General features: G+C 72.5%; 17 protein-coding genes and 1 riboswitch. Of the genes, 8 read left to right on the top strand and 9 right to left on the bottom strand.

Features of this window, described 5'->3' with window-relative positions; all coding sequences use genetic code 11:
- Positions 1-55: 55 nt before the first annotated feature.
- The 7 genes from ACSC1Q_RS27360 to ACSC1Q_RS27330 form a co-directional block, all read right to left on the bottom strand.
- Positions 56-1,042: an ABC transporter permease gene (locus ACSC1Q_RS27360; RefSeq protein ID WP_436761546.1), complete on the bottom strand. Its 987-nt coding sequence runs from the start codon at positions 1,040-1,042 to the stop codon at positions 56-58.
- Complete coding sequence (locus ACSC1Q_RS27355) at positions 1,039-1,998, bottom strand: ABC transporter permease (RefSeq protein ID WP_436761545.1); 960 nt, start codon at positions 1,996-1,998, stop codon at positions 1,039-1,041. The genes ACSC1Q_RS27360 and ACSC1Q_RS27355 overlap by 4 nt, the downstream gene beginning before the upstream one ends.
- 88 nt (positions 1,999-2,086) lie before the next feature.
- Entirely contained in the window at positions 2,087-3,640 is a 1,554-nt protein-coding gene (locus ACSC1Q_RS27350) for a sugar ABC transporter ATP-binding protein (RefSeq protein WP_436761544.1), read from the bottom strand.
- A gap of 94 nt (positions 3,641-3,734) precedes the next feature.
- Complete coding sequence (locus tag ACSC1Q_RS27345; RefSeq protein WP_436761543.1) at positions 3,735-4,814, bottom strand: ABC transporter substrate-binding protein; 1,080 nt, start codon at positions 4,812-4,814, stop codon at positions 3,735-3,737.
- A 180-nt stretch (positions 4,815-4,994) separates the two neighbouring features.
- The gene (locus tag ACSC1Q_RS27340) at positions 4,995-5,822 is read right to left on the bottom strand and encodes a DeoR/GlpR family DNA-binding transcription regulator (RefSeq protein WP_389911379.1); all 828 of its coding nucleotides are present in this window, start codon (positions 5,820-5,822) and stop codon (positions 4,995-4,997) included.
- 69 nt (positions 5,823-5,891) lie between these two features.
- A complete protein-coding gene (locus ACSC1Q_RS27335; RefSeq protein ID WP_344743364.1) occupies positions 5,892-6,227 on the bottom strand; it encodes an ArsR/SmtB family transcription factor in 336 nt (111 codons plus the stop codon).
- A 2-nt stretch (positions 6,228-6,229) separates the two neighbouring features.
- Positions 6,230-6,424: a hypothetical protein gene (locus tag ACSC1Q_RS27330; RefSeq protein ID WP_344743363.1), complete on the bottom strand. Its 195-nt coding sequence runs from the start codon at positions 6,422-6,424 to the stop codon at positions 6,230-6,232.
- A 295-nt stretch (positions 6,425-6,719) separates the two neighbouring features.
- Here ACSC1Q_RS27330 and ACSC1Q_RS27325 point away from each other — a divergent pair, with 295 nt between their 5' ends.
- Positions 6,720-6,887, top strand: a complete 168-nt coding sequence (locus ACSC1Q_RS27325; RefSeq protein ID WP_350976188.1) for a DUF3073 domain-containing protein — start codon at positions 6,720-6,722, stop codon at positions 6,885-6,887.
- A 563-nt stretch (positions 6,888-7,450) separates the two neighbouring features.
- Positions 7,451-8,518, top strand: coding sequence for an agmatinase (gene speB / locus ACSC1Q_RS27320; RefSeq protein WP_436761542.1), 1,068 nt, complete (start codon positions 7,451-7,453; stop codon positions 8,516-8,518).
- A 67-nt stretch (positions 8,519-8,585) separates the two neighbouring features.
- Here the strand turns inward: speB and ACSC1Q_RS27315 are convergent, their stop codons facing one another.
- Positions 8,586-9,035 (bottom strand): hypothetical protein, encoded by a 450-nt coding sequence (locus tag ACSC1Q_RS27315; RefSeq protein WP_436761541.1) that lies wholly within the window; start codon positions 9,033-9,035, stop codon positions 8,586-8,588.
- A gap of 453 nt (positions 9,036-9,488) precedes the next feature.
- On the opposite strand from ACSC1Q_RS27315, the gene ACSC1Q_RS27310 reads away from it, so the two are divergent.
- The 3 genes from ACSC1Q_RS27310 to ACSC1Q_RS27300 all read left to right on the top strand — a co-directional run bounded on the left by ACSC1Q_RS27310 (position 9,489) and on the right by ACSC1Q_RS27300 (position 13,708).
- On the top strand, positions 9,489-10,580 hold the full coding sequence (locus ACSC1Q_RS27310) for a CHAP domain-containing protein (RefSeq protein ID WP_436761540.1): 1,092 nt from the start codon (positions 9,489-9,491) through the stop codon (positions 10,578-10,580).
- Between the two features lie 116 nt (positions 10,581-10,696).
- A complete protein-coding gene (locus ACSC1Q_RS27305) occupies positions 10,697-11,662 on the top strand; it encodes a siderophore-interacting protein (RefSeq protein WP_436761539.1) in 966 nt (321 codons plus the stop codon).
- 180 nt (positions 11,663-11,842) lie between these two features.
- On the top strand, positions 11,843-13,708 hold the full coding sequence (locus tag ACSC1Q_RS27300) for a glycoside hydrolase family 15 protein (RefSeq protein ID WP_436761538.1): 1,866 nt from the start codon (positions 11,843-11,845) through the stop codon (positions 13,706-13,708).
- An 80-nt stretch (positions 13,709-13,788) separates the two neighbouring features.
- Here ACSC1Q_RS27300 and cobN read toward each other — a convergent pair whose 3' ends face one another.
- Positions 13,789-17,418, bottom strand: a complete 3,630-nt coding sequence (gene cobN, locus ACSC1Q_RS27295) for a cobaltochelatase subunit CobN (RefSeq protein WP_436761537.1) — start codon at positions 17,416-17,418, stop codon at positions 13,789-13,791.
- 136 nt (positions 17,419-17,554) lie between these two features.
- A riboswitch (cobalamin riboswitch) is annotated at positions 17,555-17,727 on the bottom strand.
- A 46-nt stretch (positions 17,728-17,773) separates the two neighbouring features.
- Between cobN and ACSC1Q_RS27290 the strand changes: the two genes are divergently transcribed.
- From ACSC1Q_RS27290 to ACSC1Q_RS27280, 3 genes are read left to right on the top strand one after another with little or no spacing between them, the layout of a single operon-like run.
- The gene (locus ACSC1Q_RS27290; RefSeq protein WP_436761536.1) at positions 17,774-19,420 is read left to right on the top strand and encodes a ferredoxin-like domain-containing protein; all 1,647 of its coding nucleotides are present in this window, start codon (positions 17,774-17,776) and stop codon (positions 19,418-19,420) included.
- Positions 19,417-20,043: a precorrin-8X methylmutase gene (locus tag ACSC1Q_RS27285; protein ID WP_350976211.1), complete on the top strand. Its 627-nt coding sequence runs from the start codon at positions 19,417-19,419 to the stop codon at positions 20,041-20,043. Before ACSC1Q_RS27290 ends, ACSC1Q_RS27285 begins: the two co-directional genes overlap by 4 nt.
- A complete protein-coding gene (locus ACSC1Q_RS27280; protein ID WP_436761535.1) occupies positions 20,040-21,569 on the top strand; it encodes a precorrin-2 C(20)-methyltransferase in 1,530 nt (509 codons plus the stop codon). The genes ACSC1Q_RS27285 and ACSC1Q_RS27280 overlap by 4 nt, the downstream gene beginning before the upstream one ends.
- Positions 21,570-21,608: the final 39 nt, after the last annotated feature.

Raw genomic sequence — 21,608 nt, 5'->3', positions numbered from 1 at the left:
CCTCGGGGGACGACCTGTCCCGGTACAAATCCGCACAGGGGTCCCCCGCCGGGCCTCACTCGGTCTTGCGCACCCCGCCCAGGAACCGGTGGGCGATCACCACGAGGGCGAGGAAGAGCCCGCTGACCACCTGCTGGAAGGAGGCGTTGAGGTTGCCGACCTGGTTGATCAGGTTCTGGATCACGCCGAGCAGCAGCGCCCCGGCGATCGTGCCGCCGAGGGCCCCGGCTCCCCCGGTGAGCAGGGTGCCGCCGATGACGACGGCGGCGATCACGTCGAGTTCCAGCCCGATGCCGAGAATCGTCACCCCCGACGACAGCCGGGCGGCGTTGAGCGCCCCGGCCAGCCCGGCCAGCAGTCCCGACATCAGGTAGACGGCGACCTTGGTGCGGACCACCGGCACGCCCATGAGGCTCGCGGCGTCCTCGCTCCCGCCGATGGCGTAGACGTTCTGCCCGAAGCCGGTACGCCGCAGCAGGACCATCCCCACGCCCAGCAGGACGGCGGTGACGAGCACCGGGTAGCCGACGTTCAGCACCGAGCCCTGGCCGAGCAGCGCGAAGGACGGGTCCTCGACCAGGTAGGTCGCGGCGCCCTCGTCGGAGATGGCCAGCATCAGCCCCCGCGCGGCCAGCAGCCCGGCCAGGGTGACGATGAACGGCGCCATCCCGGTCCGCGCGATGACCAGCCCGTGGACCAGGCCGAACAGCCCGGACACCGCGAGCGGCAGGGCGAGCGCGACGAGGAGCCCGTACTGGGAGCCGTACGCCGCCAGGACGCCGCCGAGCACGAACAGCGACCCCACCGACAGGTCGATGCCGCCGGAGATGATGACGAAGGTCATGCCGATCGCGATGATCGCCAGGAACGAGGAGGAGGTGGCGATGTTGCCGACGTTCGCCACCGTGGCGAAGGAGTCGAAGGCGAGCGAGCCGACGAGCGCGAGCACGGCGAGCACGATCAGCGCGCCGTGCCCGCGGAAGATCCTCCCGGCGCGCTCGCGGGGGGACTCGGTCTCCGCCGGAACCGTGGTGAGGGTCATCGGCGCTCCCTGGCGGCGTAGACGGCGGCGAGGATGATCACGGCCTGGGCCATCTGGGTCCAGGACTGCGGCAGGTTGTGCTTGATCAGCGTGGCCTGGAGCAGCTGCATGAGCAGCGCGCCCATCACGGTCCCCAGCACGCGGACCCGGCCGCCGCTCAGCGGGGTGCCCCCCACCACGACGGCGGTGATGGCCGACAGCTCCATGAACAGGCCCAGCGAGGTGGGGTCGCTGGCCTGCAGGCGGGAGCTGGCGAGGATCCCGGCGATCGCGGCGAGCACGCCGGAGATGACGTAGACCAGCAGCAGGACGCGCCGCACCGGCAGCCCGGCCAGCTCGCTCGCCACCCGGTTGCCGCCGACCGCGACCACCTGGCGCCCGAAGGTGCTCTTGCGCACGACGAACAGCACCAGGAGGGTGAGCGCCACCGCCACCAGCACGACGTACGGCACGCCGAGCACCGACTCGCTGCCCAGCGCGGTGAGCGTGGGGTTGCCGATCTCCTTCAGCTGCGGCAGCAGCACGTTGGCCAGCCCGCGTATCCCGACGAGCAGCGCCAGCGTCGCCACGATCGGCTGCACCCCGACCACTGCGACGAGCGTGCCGCCGACGCCCCCGACGACCGCCCCCGCGAGGATCGCCATGAGCATCGCGGGCCAGGCGCCGTAGCCGAGGTAGAGGGCGATCACCGACGCCGACAGCGCCATGACGGAGCCGACCGACAGGTCGATGCCCTCGGCGCCGATGACCAGGGCCATGCCCAGGGAGACCACGACGACGGGGGCGACCTGCAGCAGCTGGGTGCGGAAGTTGCCGACCGCGAGGAAGTTGGGGGTGAAGGCGGCGTTGAACAGCACCAGGACGACGACGGCGACGTAGACGCCGTAGCGCTGCAGCCACGACAGCAGCTCCGCCCTGCCGGGCATCGGGCGGGCGGTGACCGTCTCGGCCTTCATCGGGGGATCTCCACCGGCCGGGCGATCGCGGACACGACGGCCTTTCGGGGGGCCTGCACCGGACGGGCGATCACGGACATGACAACCTTCATCGGGGGACCTCCACCGGACGGGCGATCATGGACATGATCGCCTCCTCGCTCACCTCGGTGCCGTGCAGCTCGCCCTGTACGGCGCCGTCGCGCAGCACCACGACCCGGTCGCACCCCTCGACGATCTCCTCCAGGTCGGAGGAGATGAGCAGGACGGCCAGGCCGTCCACGGCCAGCTCGTCGATGAGCATCTGCACCTCGGCCTTGGCGCCGACGTCGACACCCCGGGTGGGCTCGTCCAGCAGCAGCACCTTGGGGCTCATCGCGAGCCAGCGGGCCAGCAGCACCTTCTGCTGGTTGCCGCCGGACAGCTCGCCGACCAGCTGGCCGGGCCCCGCGGCCTTGATCCGCAGCCGTTTCATGAAGGTCTCCACGATCCGGTCGACCCGGCGGTCGGAGACGATGCCCGCCCGCGAGAGCCGGGGCAGCGCGGCCAGCGCGATGTTCTCCCGCACCGACAGGGTCGGCACGATCCCCTCGGCCTTGCGGTCCTCGGGCAGCAGGCTGATGCCGGCCCGGATCGCCGCGGAGACCGAGCCGGTGCGCAGCGGCACGCCCGCCACGACGACCTCGCCGGAGTCCACCCGCAGGGCGCCCGCGATCGCCTTGGCGGTCTCGCTGCGCCCGGCGCCGAGCAGGCCGCCCAGGCCGACGACCTCGCCGGGCCGCAGCGCCAGGGAGACGTCGTCGAGACGGCGCCTGAGGGTGAGGCCGGTCGCGGTGAGCACCGGCGGGTCCTGCTCGTCCTGGCCGCCCTGCCCGTCCTGGGGGTGGGAGCCGCTGAACTTGGTGGCGCCCTCGGCCCGCACCTCCGACAGCTTGCGCCCGAGCATGAGCGAGACCAGGCGCAGGCGCTCCAGCTCGGCCATCCTGCCGGTGTGGACCAGCCTGCCGTCGCGCAGCACGGTGACCCGGTCGCAGATCTGGTAGAGCTCGTCCAGCCGGTGGCTGACGTAGATCACCGAGCGGCCCTGGTCGCGCAGCCCCCTGATCACCTCGAAGAGCCTGCCGACCTCGCGCGGCTCCAGCGAGGAGGTGGGCTCGTCCATGATGACGACCTGGGCGTCGACGGAGACGGCGCGGGCCAGGGCGACCATCTGCTGGGTGCCCATGCCCAGGGAGCCGAGGGGGCGGCGGACGTCGACGTGGACGCCGTACCCCTTGAGGATCTCCCTGGCCCGCTCGTGCACGGCGCCGAAGTCGATGAGCCGGAACCGGTTCCTGGGCTCGCGCCCGAGGAACAGGTTGCGCGCCACGCTCATGGAGGGGACCAGGTTGACCTCCTGGTAGATCGTGGAGATGCCGGCCCGCCGCGCGTCGAGCGGGCTGGAGAAGCTCACCACCTCGTCGCGGTACCTCACCTGGCCCGCGTCGGCCTGGTAGACCCCGGTGAGCACTTTGATCAACGTTGACTTGCCCGCGCCGTTCTCTCCCACCAGGGCGTGCACCTCGCCCCTGCCGAGGGTGAACGACACGTGGTCCAGCGCGCGGACGCCGGGAAAGACCTTCAGCACCCCGGCTGCTTCCAGGACTCGGCCGGTCGTGGCCACAGGGCTCCTCTCCTCAGATCTCCTCGATCTCCCCGAAAGGCCCGGGGCGGCGGCGCCCCGGGCCCCGGTGACCGGGTTCGGTGGTCGGCGGGCGTCAGTAGGCCTCGGAGAGGGAGCTCTCCGCGTTGGAACCGTCGTACTCGCGGTCGGAGATGATGACCTTCTCGGGGATGGCCTCGCCGTCGAGGAACTTCTTCGCGGTCTCGAAGGCGAGGGCGCCGAAGCGGGGGTTGGACTCGACCACGGCGACGAGCCAGCCGTCGGCGATGGCCTGGACCGCGCCGCGGGTGCCGTCGATGGAGACGATCTGGACGTCGCCCGCCTTCTTGCCCGCGCCCTTGAGCGCGGTGACCGCGCCCAGCGCCATCTCGTCGTTCTCGGCGTAGATGCCGTCGATGTCGGGGTTGGACTGGATGAGCTGCTCGGTGACCTGCTGGCCCTTCTCGCGGGCGAACTCGCCGGTCTGCTCGAAGGTGATCTCGATGTCGGGCGCCACCTCCTTGATCCGGTCCTTGAAGCCGCTGGTCCGCTCGGTGGTGACGTTGTTGCCCGGCGCGCCGAGCAGGATGGCCACCTTGCCCTTGTTGCCCAGCGCCTTGGCCATCTGGTCGGCGGCGCGCTTGCCCTGCTCGACGAAGTCGGAGCCGATGAAGGTCAGGTAGTCCTTGCAGGGGGCGGCGTTGATCTTGCGGTCGATCGTGATGATCGGCACCTTCTTCGCCGCGGCCTGCTGCAGGACCGGCTCCCAGCCGTCGGAGTTGAGCGGGGCGATCACCAGCAGCTGCGCGCCCTGGGCGATGAGCTGCTGGACGTCGCTGATCTGCTTGGAGAACTGCGACTGCGCGTTGGTGACCTTGAGGTTGGCGATGCCGAGCTTGGCGGCCTCATCCTTGATCGACTTCGTCTCGGCGATCCGGAAGGGGTTGGCCTCCTTCTCCGACTGGGAGAAGCCGACGACGGCGGAGGTGAGGTCGAACTTCTGGGCACCGAAGGCGTCGATGGTACACCCGGCGCCCGCTTCGGCGGCCGGCGTCTGGACGACCTGGCCGCCCTGGGTGCTCGAACCGCTCGGCGCGGCGGCGGTCTCCTCGCCCTTCGCGCAACCTGATGCGACGAGGGCGACGGCGGCCAGCAGCGCGGCGACTCTTCCCGGACGACTCGTGAGCAGGGTCATGGTGCCCTCCTGGACAGGACGATGGAACGTCGATGCGCTCGATGTTCATCCGGCCAGGAAACAAAATCGTAAAGAAATGGACATCACTGGGTCACGATTGATCGCATCCGATCAGATTCGGTCATCAGGCTGTCGGAACCCCAGCCTTTCCCGATCGCCGGACCCCGACGACACCGATCGTCAGATCCTGGCGACGTGGATCCGCACCCCTCGCCCCGTCAGGTCGTCCAGCACCTCCCTGGGCGCCTCGTCGTCGGTGATCAGATGGGTGATCTCCTCGGTCGGCACGGTCTGCACCATCGTGTCGACCCCGACCTTGGTGTGGTCGATCAGCACCACCACCTCCTCGGCCGCCGCCGCCAGCGCCCGGTCGACGCTCGCGACCTGCATGTTGGGCGTGGACAGGCCCCGCTCCGCGGTGAGCCCGTTGCCCGAAATGAAGGCCCTGCGCACCCGCAGGCCGGCCAGGGAGCGCTCGGCGGCGCTGCCGACCAGGGCGTGGATGGAGCCGCGCAGGGTGCCGCCGGTCATCACCACCTCGACCCGGGGCGAGTCGGTGAGCGCCTGCGCGACCAGCAGGGAGTTGGTCACCACGGCCAGCTCCGTCACCCTGGCCAGCCGCCGGGCGAAGTCCTGGGTGGTGGTGCCGGCGCCGACCACGATCGCGTCGCCGTCCTCGACCAGGGAGACCGCGAGATCGGCGATGGCCCGCTTCTCCGCGGCCGCCGTCTGCATCTTCTGCGAGTACGTCGGCTCGCGGGACAGCTCGCCGGGGAGCGTGGCGCCGCCGTGGTGCCGGTTGAGCAGGCCCTCGGCCTCCAGGGCGCGCAGGTCGCGCCGGACCGTCACCTCCGACGACTGGACAGACTGGGCCAGATCCCGGAGGGAGACCGCGCCATTGGCACGTACCAGCTCAAGAATGCGCTGACGGCGCTCCGCGGCGAACACGGGACGACGATACTCCGCCTGCCCCGAACTCTCTCCCCCACTTTTCACGACCGACCCCATCCGCTCCGAATCATGTGATCTGAGCCGATCATAATCGGTCGTCGAATGACAGGCCGGGGCGGGAAACCCCTAGCCGCGGGCCTCCGCGCGCAGCTCGGCGAGCAGCTCCCCCTGCTCGGCGAGCACCTCGGCCAGGATCGACCGCGCCACTGACATCAGCTCGGCGAGGTCCTGGGTGGAGAGGGCGTAGACGACGGTGGCGCCGTCGCGGGTGGCGGTCACGACTCCCGCGCGGCGCAGCACGGCGAGCTGCTGGGAGAGGTTGGAGGCCTCGACGTCGATGGCGCTCAGGAGGTCCCGTACCGGCAGCGGGCCGTCCCGCAGCAGCTCCAGCACCTGGACGCGGACCGGGTGGCCGATCGTACGGAAGAAGTCGGCCTTGGCCTGGTGCAGCGGCACCGGCATGATCAGGCAGCTCCGGCGGCGGGCCCGCCACCGGCGTACCGCACGTCGACGCCGTGCCGGTCGGCGATGCGCAGCAGGTTCTCCAGCCGCCCGGACAGGACCTCGACCGCGTGGTCGTCGAAGGCCTGGCGCATGAGCTCCAGCTCGCCGTCGACATCGGCGATGCGCGCCCGTAGCTCGGCCGCGAACTCGCTCATGTCCCCCACCTCCCGTGGATCAGGTAACTCCCCGGCGTCTGGTTTATCGGCACACCGTTCCTCATGATGTGGCAAATTGCATAATTCTTCAAATCGTAATGACGTTGGCTATGATGGCGAAGGCCGTTTTCCAACAGGGCCCGCAGCCGGTTCGAGCCCGATCGATGACGGATCGACCGCGAAGCGGGATACTTGGTACGGCTACCGCAGACTGACCTGCGGCGTCAGAGCGCGCCAGCCGGCGATGCGACAGTGACGAGAGGCCGAGCACGGCCTGCGCGAGGGAGTACAGCCAATGGGACGGGGCCGAGCGAAGGCTAAGCAGACGAAGGTTGCTCGCGAGCTGAAGTACAGCAGCCACAGCATGGACATCGACCGGTTGCGCAAGGAGCTCGGCGCCGACGACGATCCCACGCCGGAGAGCGAGGCCGACGACCCCACCGGTGAGCCGACCGGCAGGTGACACCCCGGACGGGCCACGAGTCCCGTCCGGCCGCGCGGATCGACCGGCGGGCGCCCGTGGCGGCGTCCGCCGCGCGACGGCGAATTCTGCGCGTTTCCACGCAACATCCGGCAACACCATTGAGGCACCCGCCCAGGGCTGCTTACCGTCACGGTTGTGCGTACCGCAGTGCGGCGGTCACGCACCCCCGGTCAGCGCGTCGACGGAGAGCTCTGGCGGGTCCCACTCATCCCACGGTGACCGGCTACCTTCCCCCGCCGGGCGCCGGGATCTGCCAGATCACACGCCGTGGCCCCGGGACGAATCGCCGGATCGCGCGAGGTCGTGCCTCGCGCGGGCGGAAAGTCTCCCCGGGCCACGGCCACCATCCTCCTCACCGGCGGCCCGGCCCTTCTCGGACGTGTGCCTGCTGACCTGTCCGGTCATGCCGTCTGGTGCAATGGATCCCACCGGGCGGAGTTCCCGACGACGATCTCCCGGGGGGCGGCCGAGGCCACCCCGCGAGCCGTGCCCGGCGGCGACGGGCCGCGCCCGCGGACCGTGCCCTTCCCGCCGGAGGAACAGTGACGAACCGCTACGGGCCCCAGTTCGGGCCCGACATCACCTTCCTCGGCGTCGAGCGGTGCTCGCTGGACGACCCCGCGAGCTACGCGGGCGCCGACATCGTGATCGTGGGGGCGCCGTTCGACGGCGGCACCTCCCACCGGCCGGGCGCGCGCTTCGGGCCGCAGGCGATCCGGATGACCGACTACCTGCCGCACGACGGGAGTCGTCCCAGCCTGGCGCTGCGCACCGACGGCCTGCGTGACCTGCGCGTCCTGGACGCGGGCGACGTCGAGATGCCGCCCGGCGACATCCTGGCGTCGCTCGCCGCCCTGGAGGCCGCCGTCGAGAAGGTCGCCCGCTCGGGCGCGATCCCGGTGATCCTGGGCGGTGACCACTCGATCGCCTTCCCCGACGCCAAGGGGGTGGCCAACGTCCTCGGGCACGGCCGGATCTCGATGATCCACTTCGACGCCCACGCGGACACCGGCGACATCGAGTTCGGCTCGCTGTGGGGGCACGGGCAGCCGATGCGCAGGCTCATCGAGTCGGGGGCGCTGCGCGGCGACCGGTTCCTGCAGATCGGCCTGCGCGGCTACTGGCCGCCGCCGGAGACGCTGGACTGGATGGCGGACCGGGCGATGCGCTCGTACGAGATGACCGAGATCACGCACCGCGGCCTGGAGGAGTGCCTGACCGAGGCCTTCGCCATCGCCGTCGACGAGTGCGACGGCGTCTTCCTCTCCGTCGACATCGACGTGTGCGACCCGGGCCACGCGCCGGGCACGGGAACGCCGGAGCCCGGTGGCATCACCGCGCGCCAGCTCCTGGACTCCGTACGGCGCGTCTGCCTGGAGCTGCCGGTCGTCGGGGTCGACGTCGTGGAGGTCAGCCCGCCCTACGACCACGCCGACATCACCGCCGCGCTGGCCAACCGCGTGGTGCTGGAGGCGTTGAGCGCCATCGCGCGGCGGCGGCGCGACGCCCGGGACGGGACCGCCTGGAACCCGCTGCTGCCGCTGCTCGCCGAGCGCCCGGACCGCGGGACCGAGGGCCGGCCCGGCCGGTCCGAGCAGCCCGACCGCTGACGCGGGACCTATCAGCCCGAGCAGCCCGAGCAGCCCGACCCGTCCGGCCCGAACGCTGACGCGGGACCTATCGGGCTCTCGGGCGGTTGCCCCACTTGGGCCTGCGGAACAGGTCGCGGCGTTCCAGGAGGTAGACGAGCTTCGCGGCCGCGGCCCTGACGGCCTCCTCGTGGCGGTGACGCTTCTGCGGGACGACGGCGCTCCAGCGTTCGAGCAGGAGGGCGATCTCCTCGGCGAGCTCGCCGATCACCCGGTAGCGGGTGCTGAAGGCGTAGAGGTCGCCGTGCACCTCGTTCACCAGGTCCTCGTCCACCCGATGGGCGAGCGGCCGCACCCTCCTGAGGATCCCCGTCTCCATCGCCGGGGTGACCGGCGCCCGCCGGGCGTCGTCCTCGGGCACCATGATGAGGGCCCGGACCCGCGCGACGGCCAGGGTGCGCTCGGCCTGCGGGGTCGCGGGATGCTCGGCGAGGTCCAGGAGGCGGCGGAGGGTCTCCTGCGTCTTGTCGTCGAACATGGAAAACCCATTCCGCCTTCGCGTCCCCGTTTTCGCCGGACCGGGAGGGAAGGTCTCGGCGTCGGCACCGGCGCATGCCGCGCACGTGCCATCACATGCTATTCGACCCGATGGGCAGGGACGCGTACCGGTGTGACCCGTGAGCGCGGGGTGAATAGGGATATGCCCGGTGTGCGGGTATGGTCACCGGTGCCCGTACCGTCACACGGCGGGGCCGGAGCCGCTGTTCAGCACGGATGGTTCGTGCGAGTGGCGTGAGTGGCCAATCGATGGTAGGTGCTGCGGGGTCGCCTTTCCCGCCTTTCGCCGAATCCGGTATTCGACAGCCTCCTGGCTCGCCTTTTTAAGCAAATAGCCTCACTTTTCCGTTTTTCTGCGAATACAGTCCAGCTTTGTCGGACGGCGCCCCCTTCTCTGAAGGGTGGAGGAGAGTGGACGGGGTGGCTCACAGCCATGGATCCGATCGGTGACGATCTGCTCAGGACCATCAAGCCCGAACTCGGGTACCGGGAGGGGGCCGGTCAGCACAGCAAGTTCGGTGAGTGGTACGCGGTCAACGTGGCCCAGGACCCGCAGTACAGGACGGCCCCCTGGTGCGCGATGTTCATCGCCTGGGCGGCGGAGAAGGCGGACGTGCAGGAGTACGTCGGGCAGTTCGCCTGGACCCCGTCGCAGGCCCGCTGGTTCGAGACCAACGGCGCGTGGACGCGGACGCCGGAGCCTGGCGCCCTGGTCTTCTTCGACTGGTCAGGCGGCAAGGACATCAAGGGGATCGACCACGTCGGCGTCGTCGAGAGCGTGAACGGTGGAACGATCCACACCATCGAGGGGAACGTCGACCGGGTCTGGCTGAAGCGCAAGACCCGCGACCAGAGCAAGGTGGTCGGGTACGGGCTGCCGCGCAAGGTCAAGGAGAAGCTGACCGGCGCCTCCTCCGGGGAGGGCACCACGGCCCCGCAGGCGGCCGGGCGGATCGAGGTCCGCCCGGCACTCGCCCCGGGCTCCACTCCCCCGGTGGACACACCGGGAACGCTCCCCGTCTCCATGGAGACCGCCGCGATCGCCGGGTTGCTGACCTTCGTCCTCGGCACGACGTTCGTCCTGTCCCGGCTGCGGCCCCGCGTCTCGGCGGGACGGCACCGCAGGAGGAACGGGCGGCGGGAGCGGGCGGACCTGTGGACCGGCGTGACGTGCCCGGTCGAGGAGACGCTGCTGCGCGCGGAGACGCCCCCGGCCTGGAAGGCGCTCCCGCACACCGTGACGCTCCATCCGGGCGGGCAGGACGGGCCGGGCCTGCCGGGAGGGCCCGGCCTGCCGGACGCCGCGCCCCGGAGCCGCGAGTCGTCCCGGGGCCGCGAGGCGCTTCGCGTGAGCAGGCCGAGCTGGGCGTGCGAGCCGTACCGCACGGGCCTCCCGAAGCGCGCCGACGGCACCGGGATCCCCGCCCGTACCGGCACGCGGGCCGTTTCCGGACCGGACCTCCAGGGGAAGGTACGGCGCGACGCGCGGGGGACCCACGAGGGCGAGAAGGCCCACGCCGCGTGACCCTCCTAACAAAATCAGGCGAGAACGGGACGGAACGGAGATCGTGCCAGGTTGCTTAATAAGGTTAGGCAAAGCTAAGTTGCTGGGGACGGCATTCCCCCAGCGAAGGCGGCACGATGACAGCGGGCGGCGAGCAGACCCTGGAGCGCGCGGCGGAGGTCCCGGCCTATCGCGGCCACGGCGTGGAGGTTCTGCGGACGGCGCGGCTCAGCCCGAGCTTCGTCCGGGTCACCTTCGGCGGCGAGGACCTGGCGGGCTTCGCCGACAAGGGCTTCGACCAGCGGATCAAGGTGATCCTCCCGCTGCCGGACGGCAGCATCACCCCGCTGGGCGACGGCGACGACTGGTACCAGCGGTGGCGGGCGCTCCCCGAGGAGCTGCGCAACCCGATCCGCACCTACACCGCCCGCGCCGTGCGGGCCGGGCTGCGCGAGCTCGACATCGACTTCGTCCTGCACGGCGAGAGCGGCCCCGCCTCCCGCTGGGCGACCCGCGTCGCCCCCGGTGACCGGGCCGTGGTGGTCGGCCCCAACGCCGCGTACCCCGGTCCCGTCGGCGGCCAGGAGTGGGCCCCGCCCGCCGGGGTGGAGCACCTGCTGCTGGCCGGGGACGAGACGGCCGTGCCCGCCATCGCCGCGATCGTCGAGTCGCTCCCCGGCTCCGTGCGCGCCACCGCGCTGCTGGAGGTCCCCGAGGCCGCCGACGCGCTCCCGCTCGACGTCCGTCCCGGCGTGAAGGTCACCTGGCTGCCCCGCGAGGGGGCCCGCCACGGTGACCTGCTCATCCCCGCCGTACGCGACACCCTGGGCGCGCTCACCGCGCCGGGCGGCACCGCCGCCGCCGACAAGGCCCTCCCCGGCGCCGCGAGCCCGCTGGAGGACGTCGACGTCGACGAGGAGATCCTCTGGGAGGTCCCCGAGGCCCCCGAGGTCTCGGGGGGCGGCGGCCTGTACGCCTGGCTGGCGGGCGAGGCGGGCATGGTCAAGCTGCTCCGCCGACACCTGGTGCAGGAGGCGGGGATCGACCGCTCCTCGGTGGCCTTCATGGGCTACTGGCGGCTGGGACGCTCGGAGAGCGCCTGAGCCGTGGCTCCCGGCGACGGGCCGTGGCTCCCGGCGACGGCGAGGGCCGTCGCCGGGCGGTCTTTGCCGTCGCCGACGGAAAACCTGCCGACTCCTTGACGCGGGAGGGAACCGGACAGACGTCCGGGACGCGTAGTTTGAGGGCGTAAGGTGCCCGGCTCGCGATGTGAGAAGGCCGATATGACAGCAGCGGAATCCGCTCGTCAGGACCCGGCGGGCGCCCCCGGATACCGGCCCATCGCCGACCACGGGCTGATCGGCGACCTGCGCACCGCGGCGCTGGTGGACACCGGCGGCACCATCGTCTGGTACTGCTGCCCCCGCTTCGACGCGCCCAGCGTGTTCGGCTCGATCCTGGACGCCGGACGGGGCGGGTCGTTCGAGCTGGGCACGGTCGCCCCGGCCAGGACCAAGCAGTTCTACTTCCCCGACACCAACGTGCTGATCACCCGCTTCTCCGCCGCCGACGGGGTGGGCGAGATCCAGGACTTCATGCCGATCGTCGGCGGCACCGACAGCACGGCCGGTACAACCGGCACGGCCGACGGCGTCCGGCACCGGCTGATCCGGCGGGTGAGGTGCGTCCGCGGGTCGCTGCCGTTCCTGGCGCGGGTGGCCCCGCGGTTCGACTACGGCAGGCAGTCCCACGTCCTGAGCGTGCTCGGGGGCCGGGCGGTCTTCGAGTCGCCGTCGCTGTCGCTCACCCTGTCGTCCAGCGCCACCCTGGAGGCGGACGGGCAGGACGTGCGCTCGGAGTTCAAGCTCAACGAGGGCGAGTGCGCGGTGTTCGCCCTCGACAGGTTCGGCGACGACGTGGCGCTGCGCTCGTGCCCGATCGAGGAGGCCGAGGAGGAGTTCGCCGCGACCGTGGCGTACTGGCGCCGCTGGCTGTCCTCGTCGAACTACCGCGGCCGGTGGCGGGAGATGGTCCACCGGTCCGCGCTGACGCTGAAGCTCCTCACCTACGCGCCGACCGGCGGGATCGTGGCCGCCGTGACGACGAGCCTGCCCGAGCAGATCGGCGGGGAGCGCAACTGGGACTACCGGTACGTCTGGATCCGCGACTCGGCGTTCTGCGTGTACGCGCTGCTGCGGCTGGGCTTCGGCGAGGAGGCCGAGGCGTTCATGGGCTTCCTGGCCCGGCACGTCAGCCGCGACGGCGGCTGCGCCTCGGGCCCGCTGCAGATCATGTACGGCGTCGACGGCCGCATCGAGCTGCCCGAGATCGAGCTGTCCCACCTTGAGGGCTACCGGGGCTCCGGCCCGGTGCGCGTCGGGAACGCCGCCGTGGACCAGCTCCAGCTGGACATCTACGGCGCCCTCCTCGACTCCGTCTACCTCTACGACAAGTGGCACCAGCCGATCTCCAGCGCCCTCTGGGACGATGTCCACATCCTGGTGGACTGGGTCTGCGACAACTGGGACCAGCCCGACGAGGGCGTGTGGGAGACGCGCGGCGGGCGCAAGGACTTCGTCTACTCGCGGCTGATGTGCTGGGTGGCGATAGAGCGGGCCATGCGGATGGCCGCCCACCGCGGGCTGCCCGCCGACACGCCGCGCTGGCAGCTGGCCCGTGACGCGATCTACCGGCAGATCATGCGGCGCGGCTGGTCGGAGGAGCTGAAGGCGTTCGTCCAGCACTTCGACGACGACGTCCTCGACGCCTCGGTGCTGATGATGCCGATGGCGAAGTTCATCTCCCCCACCGACCCGAAGTGGCTGTCGACCCTCGACGCGCTCGGCGCGAACCTGGTGTCCGACTCGCTGGTCTACCGCTACGACCCCGCGGTCAGCCCGGACGGGCTGCGCGGCGAGGACGGCACCTTCTCGATCTGCTCGTTCTGGTACGTCGAGGGGCTCACCCGCGCCGGGCGCCTGGACGAGGCCCGGCTGGCGTTCGAGAAGATGCTCACGTACGCCAACCACCTCGGCCTGTACGCCGAGGAGATCGGGCAGACCGGCGAGCAGCTCGGCAACTTCCCGCAGGCCTTCACCCACCTCGCGCTGATCAGCGCCGCGTTCAACCTCGACCACGCCCTGGGCTGAACCGGGGAGAATCCGGTGCCCGGCGTGACCGGCTCCCCGGGGGAGCCGGTCCGTGTCCGGGGAGCCGGTGAGGCCGTGGGTCAGGCGCCGTCCTCCAGGTCTCCCTCGGACTTGAGGTAGACCTCCTGGAGGTCGCGCAGGATGGCGGGGTCGGGGTGCTCCCACATGCCCCGGTTGGCCGCCTCCAGCAACCGCTCGGCGATCCCGTGCAGCGCCCACGGGTTGGACTTGGCCATGAACGCCTGGTTCTCCGGGTCCAGTACGTAGGTCGCGGCCAGCTTGTCGTACATCCAGTCGGCGACGACACCGGTGGTGGCGTCGTAGCCGAACAGGTAGTCGACGGTGGCGGCCAGCTCGAAGGCGCCCTTGTAGCCGTGCCTGCGCATCGCGGCCAGCCAGCGGGGGTTGACCACCCTGGCGCGGAAGATCCTGGACGTCTCCTCGGAGAGCGTCCTGGTGCGGACCGCGTCCGGCCTGGTGCTGTCGCCGATGTAGGCGGCCGGGGCCTTGCCGGTGAGCGCCCGGACGGTGGCGATCATGCCGCCGTGGTACTGGAAGTAGTCGTCGGAGTCGGCGATGTCGTGCTCGCGGGTGTCGACGTTCTTGGCCGCCACGGCGATCCTGCGGTAGGCCGTCTCCATGTCCTGCCTGGCGGGGACGCCGTCGACGCCCCGGCCGTAGGCGAAGCCGCCCCAGACCGCGTACACCTCGGCCAGGTCGGCGTCGTCGCGCCAGTTGCGGCTGTCGATGAGCGGCAGCAGCCCGGCCCCGTAGGCGCCCGGCCGGGAGCCGAAGATCCGCATGGTGGCCCTGCGCTCGTCGCCGTGCCCGGCGTGGTCGGCGAGCACGTGCGCCCGCACGTAGTTGAGCTCCTCGGGCTCCTCCAGCCCGGCCGCGAGCCGTACGGCGTCGTCCAGCATCGCCACGACGTGCGGGAAGGCGTCGCGGAAGAAGCCGCTGATCCTGACGGTGACGTCCACGCGCGGGCGGCCCAGCTCGGCGGCGGGGATGGGCTCCAGGCCGGTGACGCGGCGCGAGGCCTCGTCCCAGACCGGCCGAACGCCGAGCAGCGCCAGCACCTCGGCGACGTCGTCCCCCGCGGTACGCATGGCGCTGGTCCCCCAGACCGACAGCCCGACCGAGCGCGGCCAGTCTCCGGTGTCGGCGCGGTAGCGCTCCAGCAGGGAGTCGGCCATCGCCTGGCCCGTCTCCCACGCCAGCCTGCTCGGCACGGCCTTGGGGTCGACCGAGTAGAAGTTGCGGCCGGTGGGGAGCACGTTGATCAGCCCGCGCAGCGGCGACCCGCTCGGCCCGGCCGGGACGTAACCGCCGTCGAGGGCGTGCAGGATCGCGTCGATCTCGTCGGTGGTACGCGCCAGCCGGGGCACGACCTCGACGGCGGCGAACCGCAGGATCCGCTCCACCGTCCCGAGATCCGCGCCGGGCGCGCCTGTACCGGCTGAGGCGGCCGTACGGCCCAGGATCTCGGCGGTCACCTCCCCCGCCGCCGACGGATCCCAGCCGCGCAGTTCCATGGCCTCGACCAGGGCACGGGCCAGGGTCTCGGCCTCGTCGACGCCGATCCGTCCCGCGCTGCCGTCCTCGGCCAGGCCGAGGGCCTCGCGCAGCCCGACGAGCGCCTCGCTGCCCGCCCACATCTGCCGGGCGCGGAGCATGGCCAGCACCAGGTCGACGCGCGGCTGCCCCTCGGGAGCGGCTCCCAGTACGTGCAGGCCGTCGCGGATCTGGACGTCCTTGACCTCGCACAGCCAGCCGTCGATGTGCAGCAGGAAGTCGTCGAACTCGGCGTCGTGCGGGCGGTCGGCGACGCCGAGGTCGTGGTCGAGCCTGGCGGCCTGGATGAGCGTCCAGATCTGGGCGCGGATCGCGGGCAGCTTGGCCGGGTCCATCGCCGCGATGGAGGCGTGCTCGTCGAGGAGCTGCTCCAGCCTGGCCATGTCCCCGTAGCTGTCGGCGCGGGCCATCGGCGGGACGAGGTGGTCGACCAGGGTGGCGTGCGCGCGGCGCTTGGCCTGGGTGCCCTCACCGGGGTCGTTGACGAGGAACGGGTAGATCAGCGGCAGGTCGCCGAGCGCGGCGTCCGGGCCGCAGGAGGCCGACAGGCCCGCCGACTTGCCGGGCAGCCACTCCAGGTTGCCGTGCTTGCCCACGTGGACCACGGCGTGGGCGCCGAAGCCGTCGGCCAGCCAGCGGTAGGCGGCCAGGTAGTGGTGGCTGGGCGGCAGGTCGGGGTCGTGGTAGATCGCGATGGGGTTCTCGCCGAAGCCGCGCGGCGGCTGCACCATGACCACCACGTTGCCGGAGCGCAGCGCGGCCAGCACGATCTCGCCCTCCGGGTCGCGCGACCTGTCCACGAACAGCTCGCCGGGTGCCGGGCCCCAGTGCTCCTCCATCCGGGCGCGCAGGTCCGCGGGGAGGGTGGCGTACCACTCGGCGTACCGGCTCGCCGCGATGCGCACCGGGTTCCCGGCGAGCTGCTCCTCGGTGAGCCAGTCCTGGTCCTGCCCGCCCGCGGCGATCAGCGCGTGGATGAGCGCGTCGCCGTCCTGCCCGGTCACCCCGGGCAGCTCGTCCTCGGCGCCGATGTCGTACCCGCGCTCGCGCAGCGCGGCCAGCAGCCGCACCAGGCTGGCCGGGGTGTCCAGGCCGACGGCGTTGCCGATGCGGGCGTGCTTGGTGGGGTAGGCCGACAGCATCAGCACCAGCCGCCGCTCGGCGGGCGGGATGTGCCGCAGCGCGGCGTGCCGCACCGCGATGCCCGCCACCCGCGAGGCCCGCTCGGGGTCGGCCACGTAGACGGTGAGCCCGTCCTCGTCGATCTCCTTGAAGGAGAACGGCACCGTGATGATCCGCCCGTCGAACTCGGGGATCGCGACCTGGGTGGCGGCGTCCAGCGGGGACAGGCCGTCGTCGTTCTCCTCCCAGGAGGCCCGGCTGCTCGTCAGGCACAGGCCCTGCAGGATCGGCACGTCCAGCTCGGCGAGCGCGCCGACGTCCCAGGCCTCGTCGTCCCCGCCCGCCGACGCGGTCGCCGGGCGGGTGCCGCCCGCGGCGAGCACGGTCACCACCAGGGCGTCCACCGTACGCAGGACCTCCACCAGGCCGGGCTCGGCGGTGCGCAGGGAGGCGCAGTACACCGGCAGGGCCCGCGCGCCCGCGTCCTCGATCGCCGAGCAGAGCGCCTCGACGAAGGCCGTGTTTCCGGCCACGTGGTGGGCCCGGTAGTAGAGCACCCCGACGACGGGCCCGTCCTGGTCGCGCGCCTCGCGCTCCAGCGTCCCCCACGCGGGGGTGGGCTCGGGCGCGGCGAACCCGTGGCCGGTGAGCAGCAGCGTGTCGGACAGGAAGTGGTGCAGCTCGGTCAGGTTGGCCGGGCCGCCGTGGGCGAGGTAGGCGTGCGCCTCGGCGCAGACCCCGCCGGGCACGGTGGACAGCTCCATCAGCTCGGCGTCGGGCGCCTGCTCGCCGCCGAGCACGACGACGGGCCGGGGACCGGCGAGCAGGGCGTCCAGCCCCTCCTCCCAGGCGCGGCGCCCGCCCAGCAGGCGTACCACGACCAGGTCGGCGCCCTCCAGCAGCGGCGGGAGGTCGGCTGCGGCGAGCCTGGCGGGGTTGCCGAGCCGGTAGTCGGCGCCGCTCGCGCGGGCGCTCAGCAGGTCGGTGTCAGAGGTCGAGAGCAGGAGGATCACGCGCCACACTCCAGGAGAGGCAGGGCGGTACGGCCCAGGGACGCCACGGCGTGGCGGGGGAACGGCGATGTCACGGTGTCGCGGGGGAACGGCGAAGAGCGCACGGAGCTTCCTCCCTCGGGGTCCTCGCCCCGGGTCGTCGTCGGCCGCGACGGCTGGAGTCTCCTGGCTCCCGGATCGGTGCTCACCCCGGCCTTCCCGCCCGTCGTCGGACAGTGGCCCGGGTGGGGTTCGCTCCCCGGTTACAGTGGCGGGACCGCGCCGGAATCACACCGGCTTCCTCCCTTTGCCGTCGCCACCGATGACACTACGGCAGTCCGGTTCGTTGCAAGAAACTGGCGTTAACATCCTTCGAGTGTCCATTGCCGACTTTTCCGGACGATCACGACTCGACGCGTGCCCCGGGGCGCTCCAGGTCCATGCCGCCGCGGACGGCGGCCTGGCCCGCGTCCGCGTGCCCGGCGGCCGTCTCACCCCCTCCCAGCTGCGCGAACTCGCCGAGGCCGCGTCGACGTACGGCGGCGGCGTCATCGAGCTGACCTCCCGGGCGAACGTCCAGGTACGCGGCCTCGGCCCGGAGGATCCGGACGGCGACGCGGGAAGCGATACGGAGAGCGATACGGGGAACGGGTTCGCCGCGCGGATGGCGAGGGCGGGCCTGCTGCCCTCGGCGACGCACGAGCGGATCCGCAACATCCTCGCCTCCCCGCTGACCGGACTGGACGGACCGGCCCGGCTGAACAGACCGAGCGGACCGAGCGGACCGAGCGACCTGAACGGCCTGAACGGGCCAAGTGGCATGGACGCTCCGGACCACCCGGACCGTTCAAGCCATCCAGGCCAGCCAGGCCATCCAGGTCGTTCAAGCCGTTCAGGTCATCCGGAAGGCGGCGGGGTCGTCGACGTCACACCGCTGATCGGTGAGCTGGACCGGCGGCTGTGCGCCAGCCCCGCCCTCGCCGCCCTGCCGGGGCGGTTCATGTTCGCCCTCGACGACGGCCGGGGAGACGTGGCCGGTCTGGGCGCGGACGCCGGGATCCTGCCCACGGGGCCGGACGAGGCCGCGCTGATCCTCGCCGGGACCGACACCGGCCTGCGCGTCCCGCTGGACGGAGCCGTGACCGCCCTGCTCGCCGCCGCCGAGGCGTTCCTCGACGAGCTGGCCACCCGGGACGTCACCGCCTGGCGGATCGCCGAACTCCCCGGCGGCCCCTCCCTGATCGCCGCTCGCGTGCGAACCGCCCTCGACCTCCCCGGTACGACGCCCTTCGACCCGGTAAGGCTGCGGGTCGTACCCCTCGGACCGGTCGGCGTCATCGGGAGCACGAACGGGACAGGGAGCGAAACCGGTGCCGGAGGCGAGGCGGGCCCGGGAAGCGGCACCCGAAGCGACACCGGGGGCGGCGTCAGGAACGACATCGAGAGCGGCACCGGAGATGGCATCGGAGACGGGAACGGCGACGACATCGGGGACGACATCGGCGACGAGGTCGCGCGGGTCGCGCTCGGGGTGGCGATCCCACTGGGACGGCTGACCTCCGCGACGGCACTGCTGCTCGCGGACGCCGCCTCGGGCGGGGAGATCCGGCTCACGCCGTGGCGTGGCGTGGTCCTGCCCGGCCTGGACCGCGCCGAGGTCGCGGGCACGGCCGCCCGCCTGGAGGCCGCCGGGCTCGTCGTCGATCCCGCCTCTCCGTGGATCGGTGTGACGGCCTGCACCGGCCGCCCCGGCTGCGCCAAGTCCCTGGCCGACGTCCAGGCCGACGCGGCGACCGCGATAACCGTCGGCACGGCCCCGCCGTCCGGGAGAGGGGCGGGCACCGATACGCTCCCCGTGCACTGGGCGGGGTGCGGCAGGCGCTGCGGCCGTCCGAGGGGGCGGGTCGCGGATGTGGTCGCCACCGGTGACGGCTACCGCCTGGAGCTGGACGGCACCGGCCTGACCTGTTCCGGCATCGAGGAGACCGCGGCCGCGCTGGCGGCCGCCAGAGGGGAACTGTGATCGACTACGTCCGCGACGGCGCGGAGATCTACCGCCGCTCCTTCGCCACCATCCGCGCGGAGGCCGACCTGTCCGGCCTGCCCGCCGACGTCGCCCGGGTCGCGGTCCGCATGATCCACGCCTGCGGGATGGTCGACCTGGTGAGCGATCTGCGCTGGTCACCCGGTGTCGTGGCCTCGGCGCGCGAGGCGCTCCGCGCGGGCGCCCCGGTGCTCTGCGACGCCATGATGGTCGCCTCCGGAGTGACCCGGCGGCGCCTGCCCGCGGGCAACGAGGTGGTCTGCACCCTCGGCGACCCCCGGGTGCCGGAACTCGCCGCGGAACTGGGCACCACCCGCAGCGCCGCCGCGCTGGAGCTGTGGCGCGACAGGCTCCAGGGCTCGGTGGTCGCGATCGGCAACGCGCCGACCGCGCTGTTCCGGCTGCTGGAGATGGTCGAGGAGGGCGCGGGCCGCCCGGCCGCCGTGCTCGGCGTCCCGGTCGGCTTCATCGGCGCCGCCGAGTCCAAGCAGGCCCTCGCCGAGCACCCGGCGAACCTGGAGTACCTGGTCGTGAACGGACGGCGGGGCGGAAGCGCGATGACCGCCGCAGCGGTCAACGCGATGGCGAGTGAGGAAGAATGAGTGACGACGTGACCGGACGGCTGTGGGGCGTGGGACTCGGGCCCGGCGACCCCGAACTGGTGACCGTCAAGGCCGCCCGCCTGATCGGCGAGGCGGACGTGATCGCCTTCCACAGCGCCCGCCACGGCCGGAGCATCGCCCGCTCGGTGGCCGCCCCCTACCTGCGGGAGGGCCAGGTCGAGGAGGCCCTCATCTACCCGCTCACCACCGAGACCACCGACCACCCCGGCGGCTACCAGGGGGCGATCGACGACTTCTACGCCGCCTGCGCGGTGCGGCTGGCGGCCCACCTGGACGCCGGGCGTGACGTGGTGGTGCTGTGCGAGGGGGACCCGCTCTTCTACGGCTCGTACATGCACATGCACAAGCGCCTGTCGCACCGCTACGTCACCGAGGTCGTGCCGGGCGTGACGTCGGTGAGCGGCGCCTCGGCGGTCCTGGGGCGGCCGCTGGTCGAGCGGGACGAGGTCCTGACCGTACTGCCGGGAACGCTCCCGGCCGAGGTGCTCGCCGAGCGCCTGGCGTCCACCGACTCGGCGGCGGTGCTGAAACTCGGCCGTACGTTCACCAAGGTCCGTGACGCGCTGGCCGAGGCCGGGCGGCTCGGCGAGGCGTGGTACGTCGAGCGCGCCACCACCGGGCAGCAGCGGCTGGCCCCGCTCGCCGAGGTCGACCCCGCGAGCGTCCCGTACTTCTCGCTGGCGCTGATCCCGAGCCCCGTCAACGCGGCGGGCCCCGCGCCAGCCGCCGGGACCGGGAGCGCGGGCGAGGTGAGGGCGCGCGGCGAGGTGGTCGTGGTGGGGCTCGGCCCCGCCGGGCGGCCGTGGCTGACACCGGAGGCGCAGGAGGCGCTGGCCGGTGTCGACGAGCTCGTCGGGTACGGCCCCTACCTGGACCGCGTCCCGCCCAACCCGCGCCAGCGCCGCCACCCCACCGACAACCGGGTGGAGGCCGAACGGGCCGCGCACGCGCTGGAGCTGGCCGCGGCCGGATCGAGGGTGGCCGTGGTGTCCTCGGGCGACCCGGGGGTGTTCGCGATGGCCAGCGCGGTGCTGGAGGTGGCGTGCGAGCCGAGGTTCGCGGACGTGCCGGTACGAGTGCTGCCCGGCCTGACCGCGGCGCACGCGGTGGCGAGCAGGGCCGGCGCCCCCCTCGGCCACGACTACTGCGTGCTGTCGCTGTCGGACCTGCTCAAGCCCTGGGAGGTGGTCGCCGGGCGGATCAGCGCCGCGGCCAAGGCCGACCTCGTCCTGGCGATCTACAACCCGGCGTCGAAGAGCCGTACCTGGCAGGTGGCCGCCGCGCGGGACCTGCTGCTGGAGCACCGGGCGCCGGAGACCCCCGTGGTCGTCGGCCGCGACGTCGGCGGGTCCCGGGAGAGCATGACCGTCACCACCCTCGGCGACCTGGACCCCGGCGTAGTCGACATGCGCTGCCTGCTGCTGGTGGGCTCGTCCACCACGCGGGTGGCCGAGCGCGGTGACGGCAGCCGGGTGGTGTTCACCCCCCGCCGCTACCCCGCGTGACGCGCCGGGCCGGGCCGGCGCGGCACGGTCGTCGGGGGG

The organism is Streptosporangium heterodermiicola (assembly GCF_051390675.1).
Lineage (GTDB): Bacteria > Actinomycetota > Actinomycetes > Streptosporangiales > Streptosporangiaceae > Streptosporangium.
The sequence above is the reverse complement of the archived record's forward strand: the minus strand, read 5'-3'. Positions and strand labels throughout refer to the sequence as shown.

Bases quoted from the DNA above. Each gene is read 5' to 3' on its own strand.
- ACSC1Q_RS27360 (WP_436761546.1), bottom strand. From the start codon at position 1,042: ATGACCCTCACCACGGTTCCGGCGGAGACCGAGTCCCCCCGCGAGCGC.
- ACSC1Q_RS27355 (WP_436761545.1), bottom strand. From the start codon at position 1,998: ATGAAGGCCGAGACGGTCACCGCCCGCCCGATGCCCGGCAGGGCGGAG.
- ACSC1Q_RS27345 (WP_436761543.1), bottom strand. From the start codon at position 4,814: ATGACCCTGCTCACGAGTCGTCCGGGAAGAGTCGCCGCGCTGCTGGCC.
- ACSC1Q_RS27340 (WP_389911379.1), bottom strand. From the start codon at position 5,822: ATGGGGTCGGTCGTGAAAAGTGGGGGAGAGAGTTCGGGGCAGGCGGAG.
- ACSC1Q_RS27335 (WP_344743364.1), bottom strand. From the start codon at position 6,227: ATGCCGGTGCCGCTGCACCAGGCCAAGGCCGACTTCTTCCGTACGATC.
- ACSC1Q_RS27330 (WP_344743363.1), bottom strand. From the start codon at position 6,424: ATGAGCGAGTTCGCGGCCGAGCTACGGGCGCGCATCGCCGATGTCGAC.
- ACSC1Q_RS27325 (WP_350976188.1), top strand. From the start codon at position 6,720: ATGGGACGGGGCCGAGCGAAGGCTAAGCAGACGAAGGTTGCTCGCGAG.
- ACSC1Q_RS27315 (WP_436761541.1), bottom strand. From the start codon at position 9,035: ATGTTCGACGACAAGACGCAGGAGACCCTCCGCCGCCTCCTGGACCTC.
- ACSC1Q_RS27310 (WP_436761540.1), top strand. From the start codon at position 9,489: ATGGATCCGATCGGTGACGATCTGCTCAGGACCATCAAGCCCGAACTC.
- ACSC1Q_RS27305 (WP_436761539.1), top strand. From the start codon at position 10,697: ATGACAGCGGGCGGCGAGCAGACCCTGGAGCGCGCGGCGGAGGTCCCG.
- ACSC1Q_RS27300 (WP_436761538.1), top strand. From the start codon at position 11,843: ATGACAGCAGCGGAATCCGCTCGTCAGGACCCGGCGGGCGCCCCCGGA.
- ACSC1Q_RS27280 (WP_436761535.1), top strand. From the start codon at position 20,040: ATGAGTGACGACGTGACCGGACGGCTGTGGGGCGTGGGACTCGGGCCC.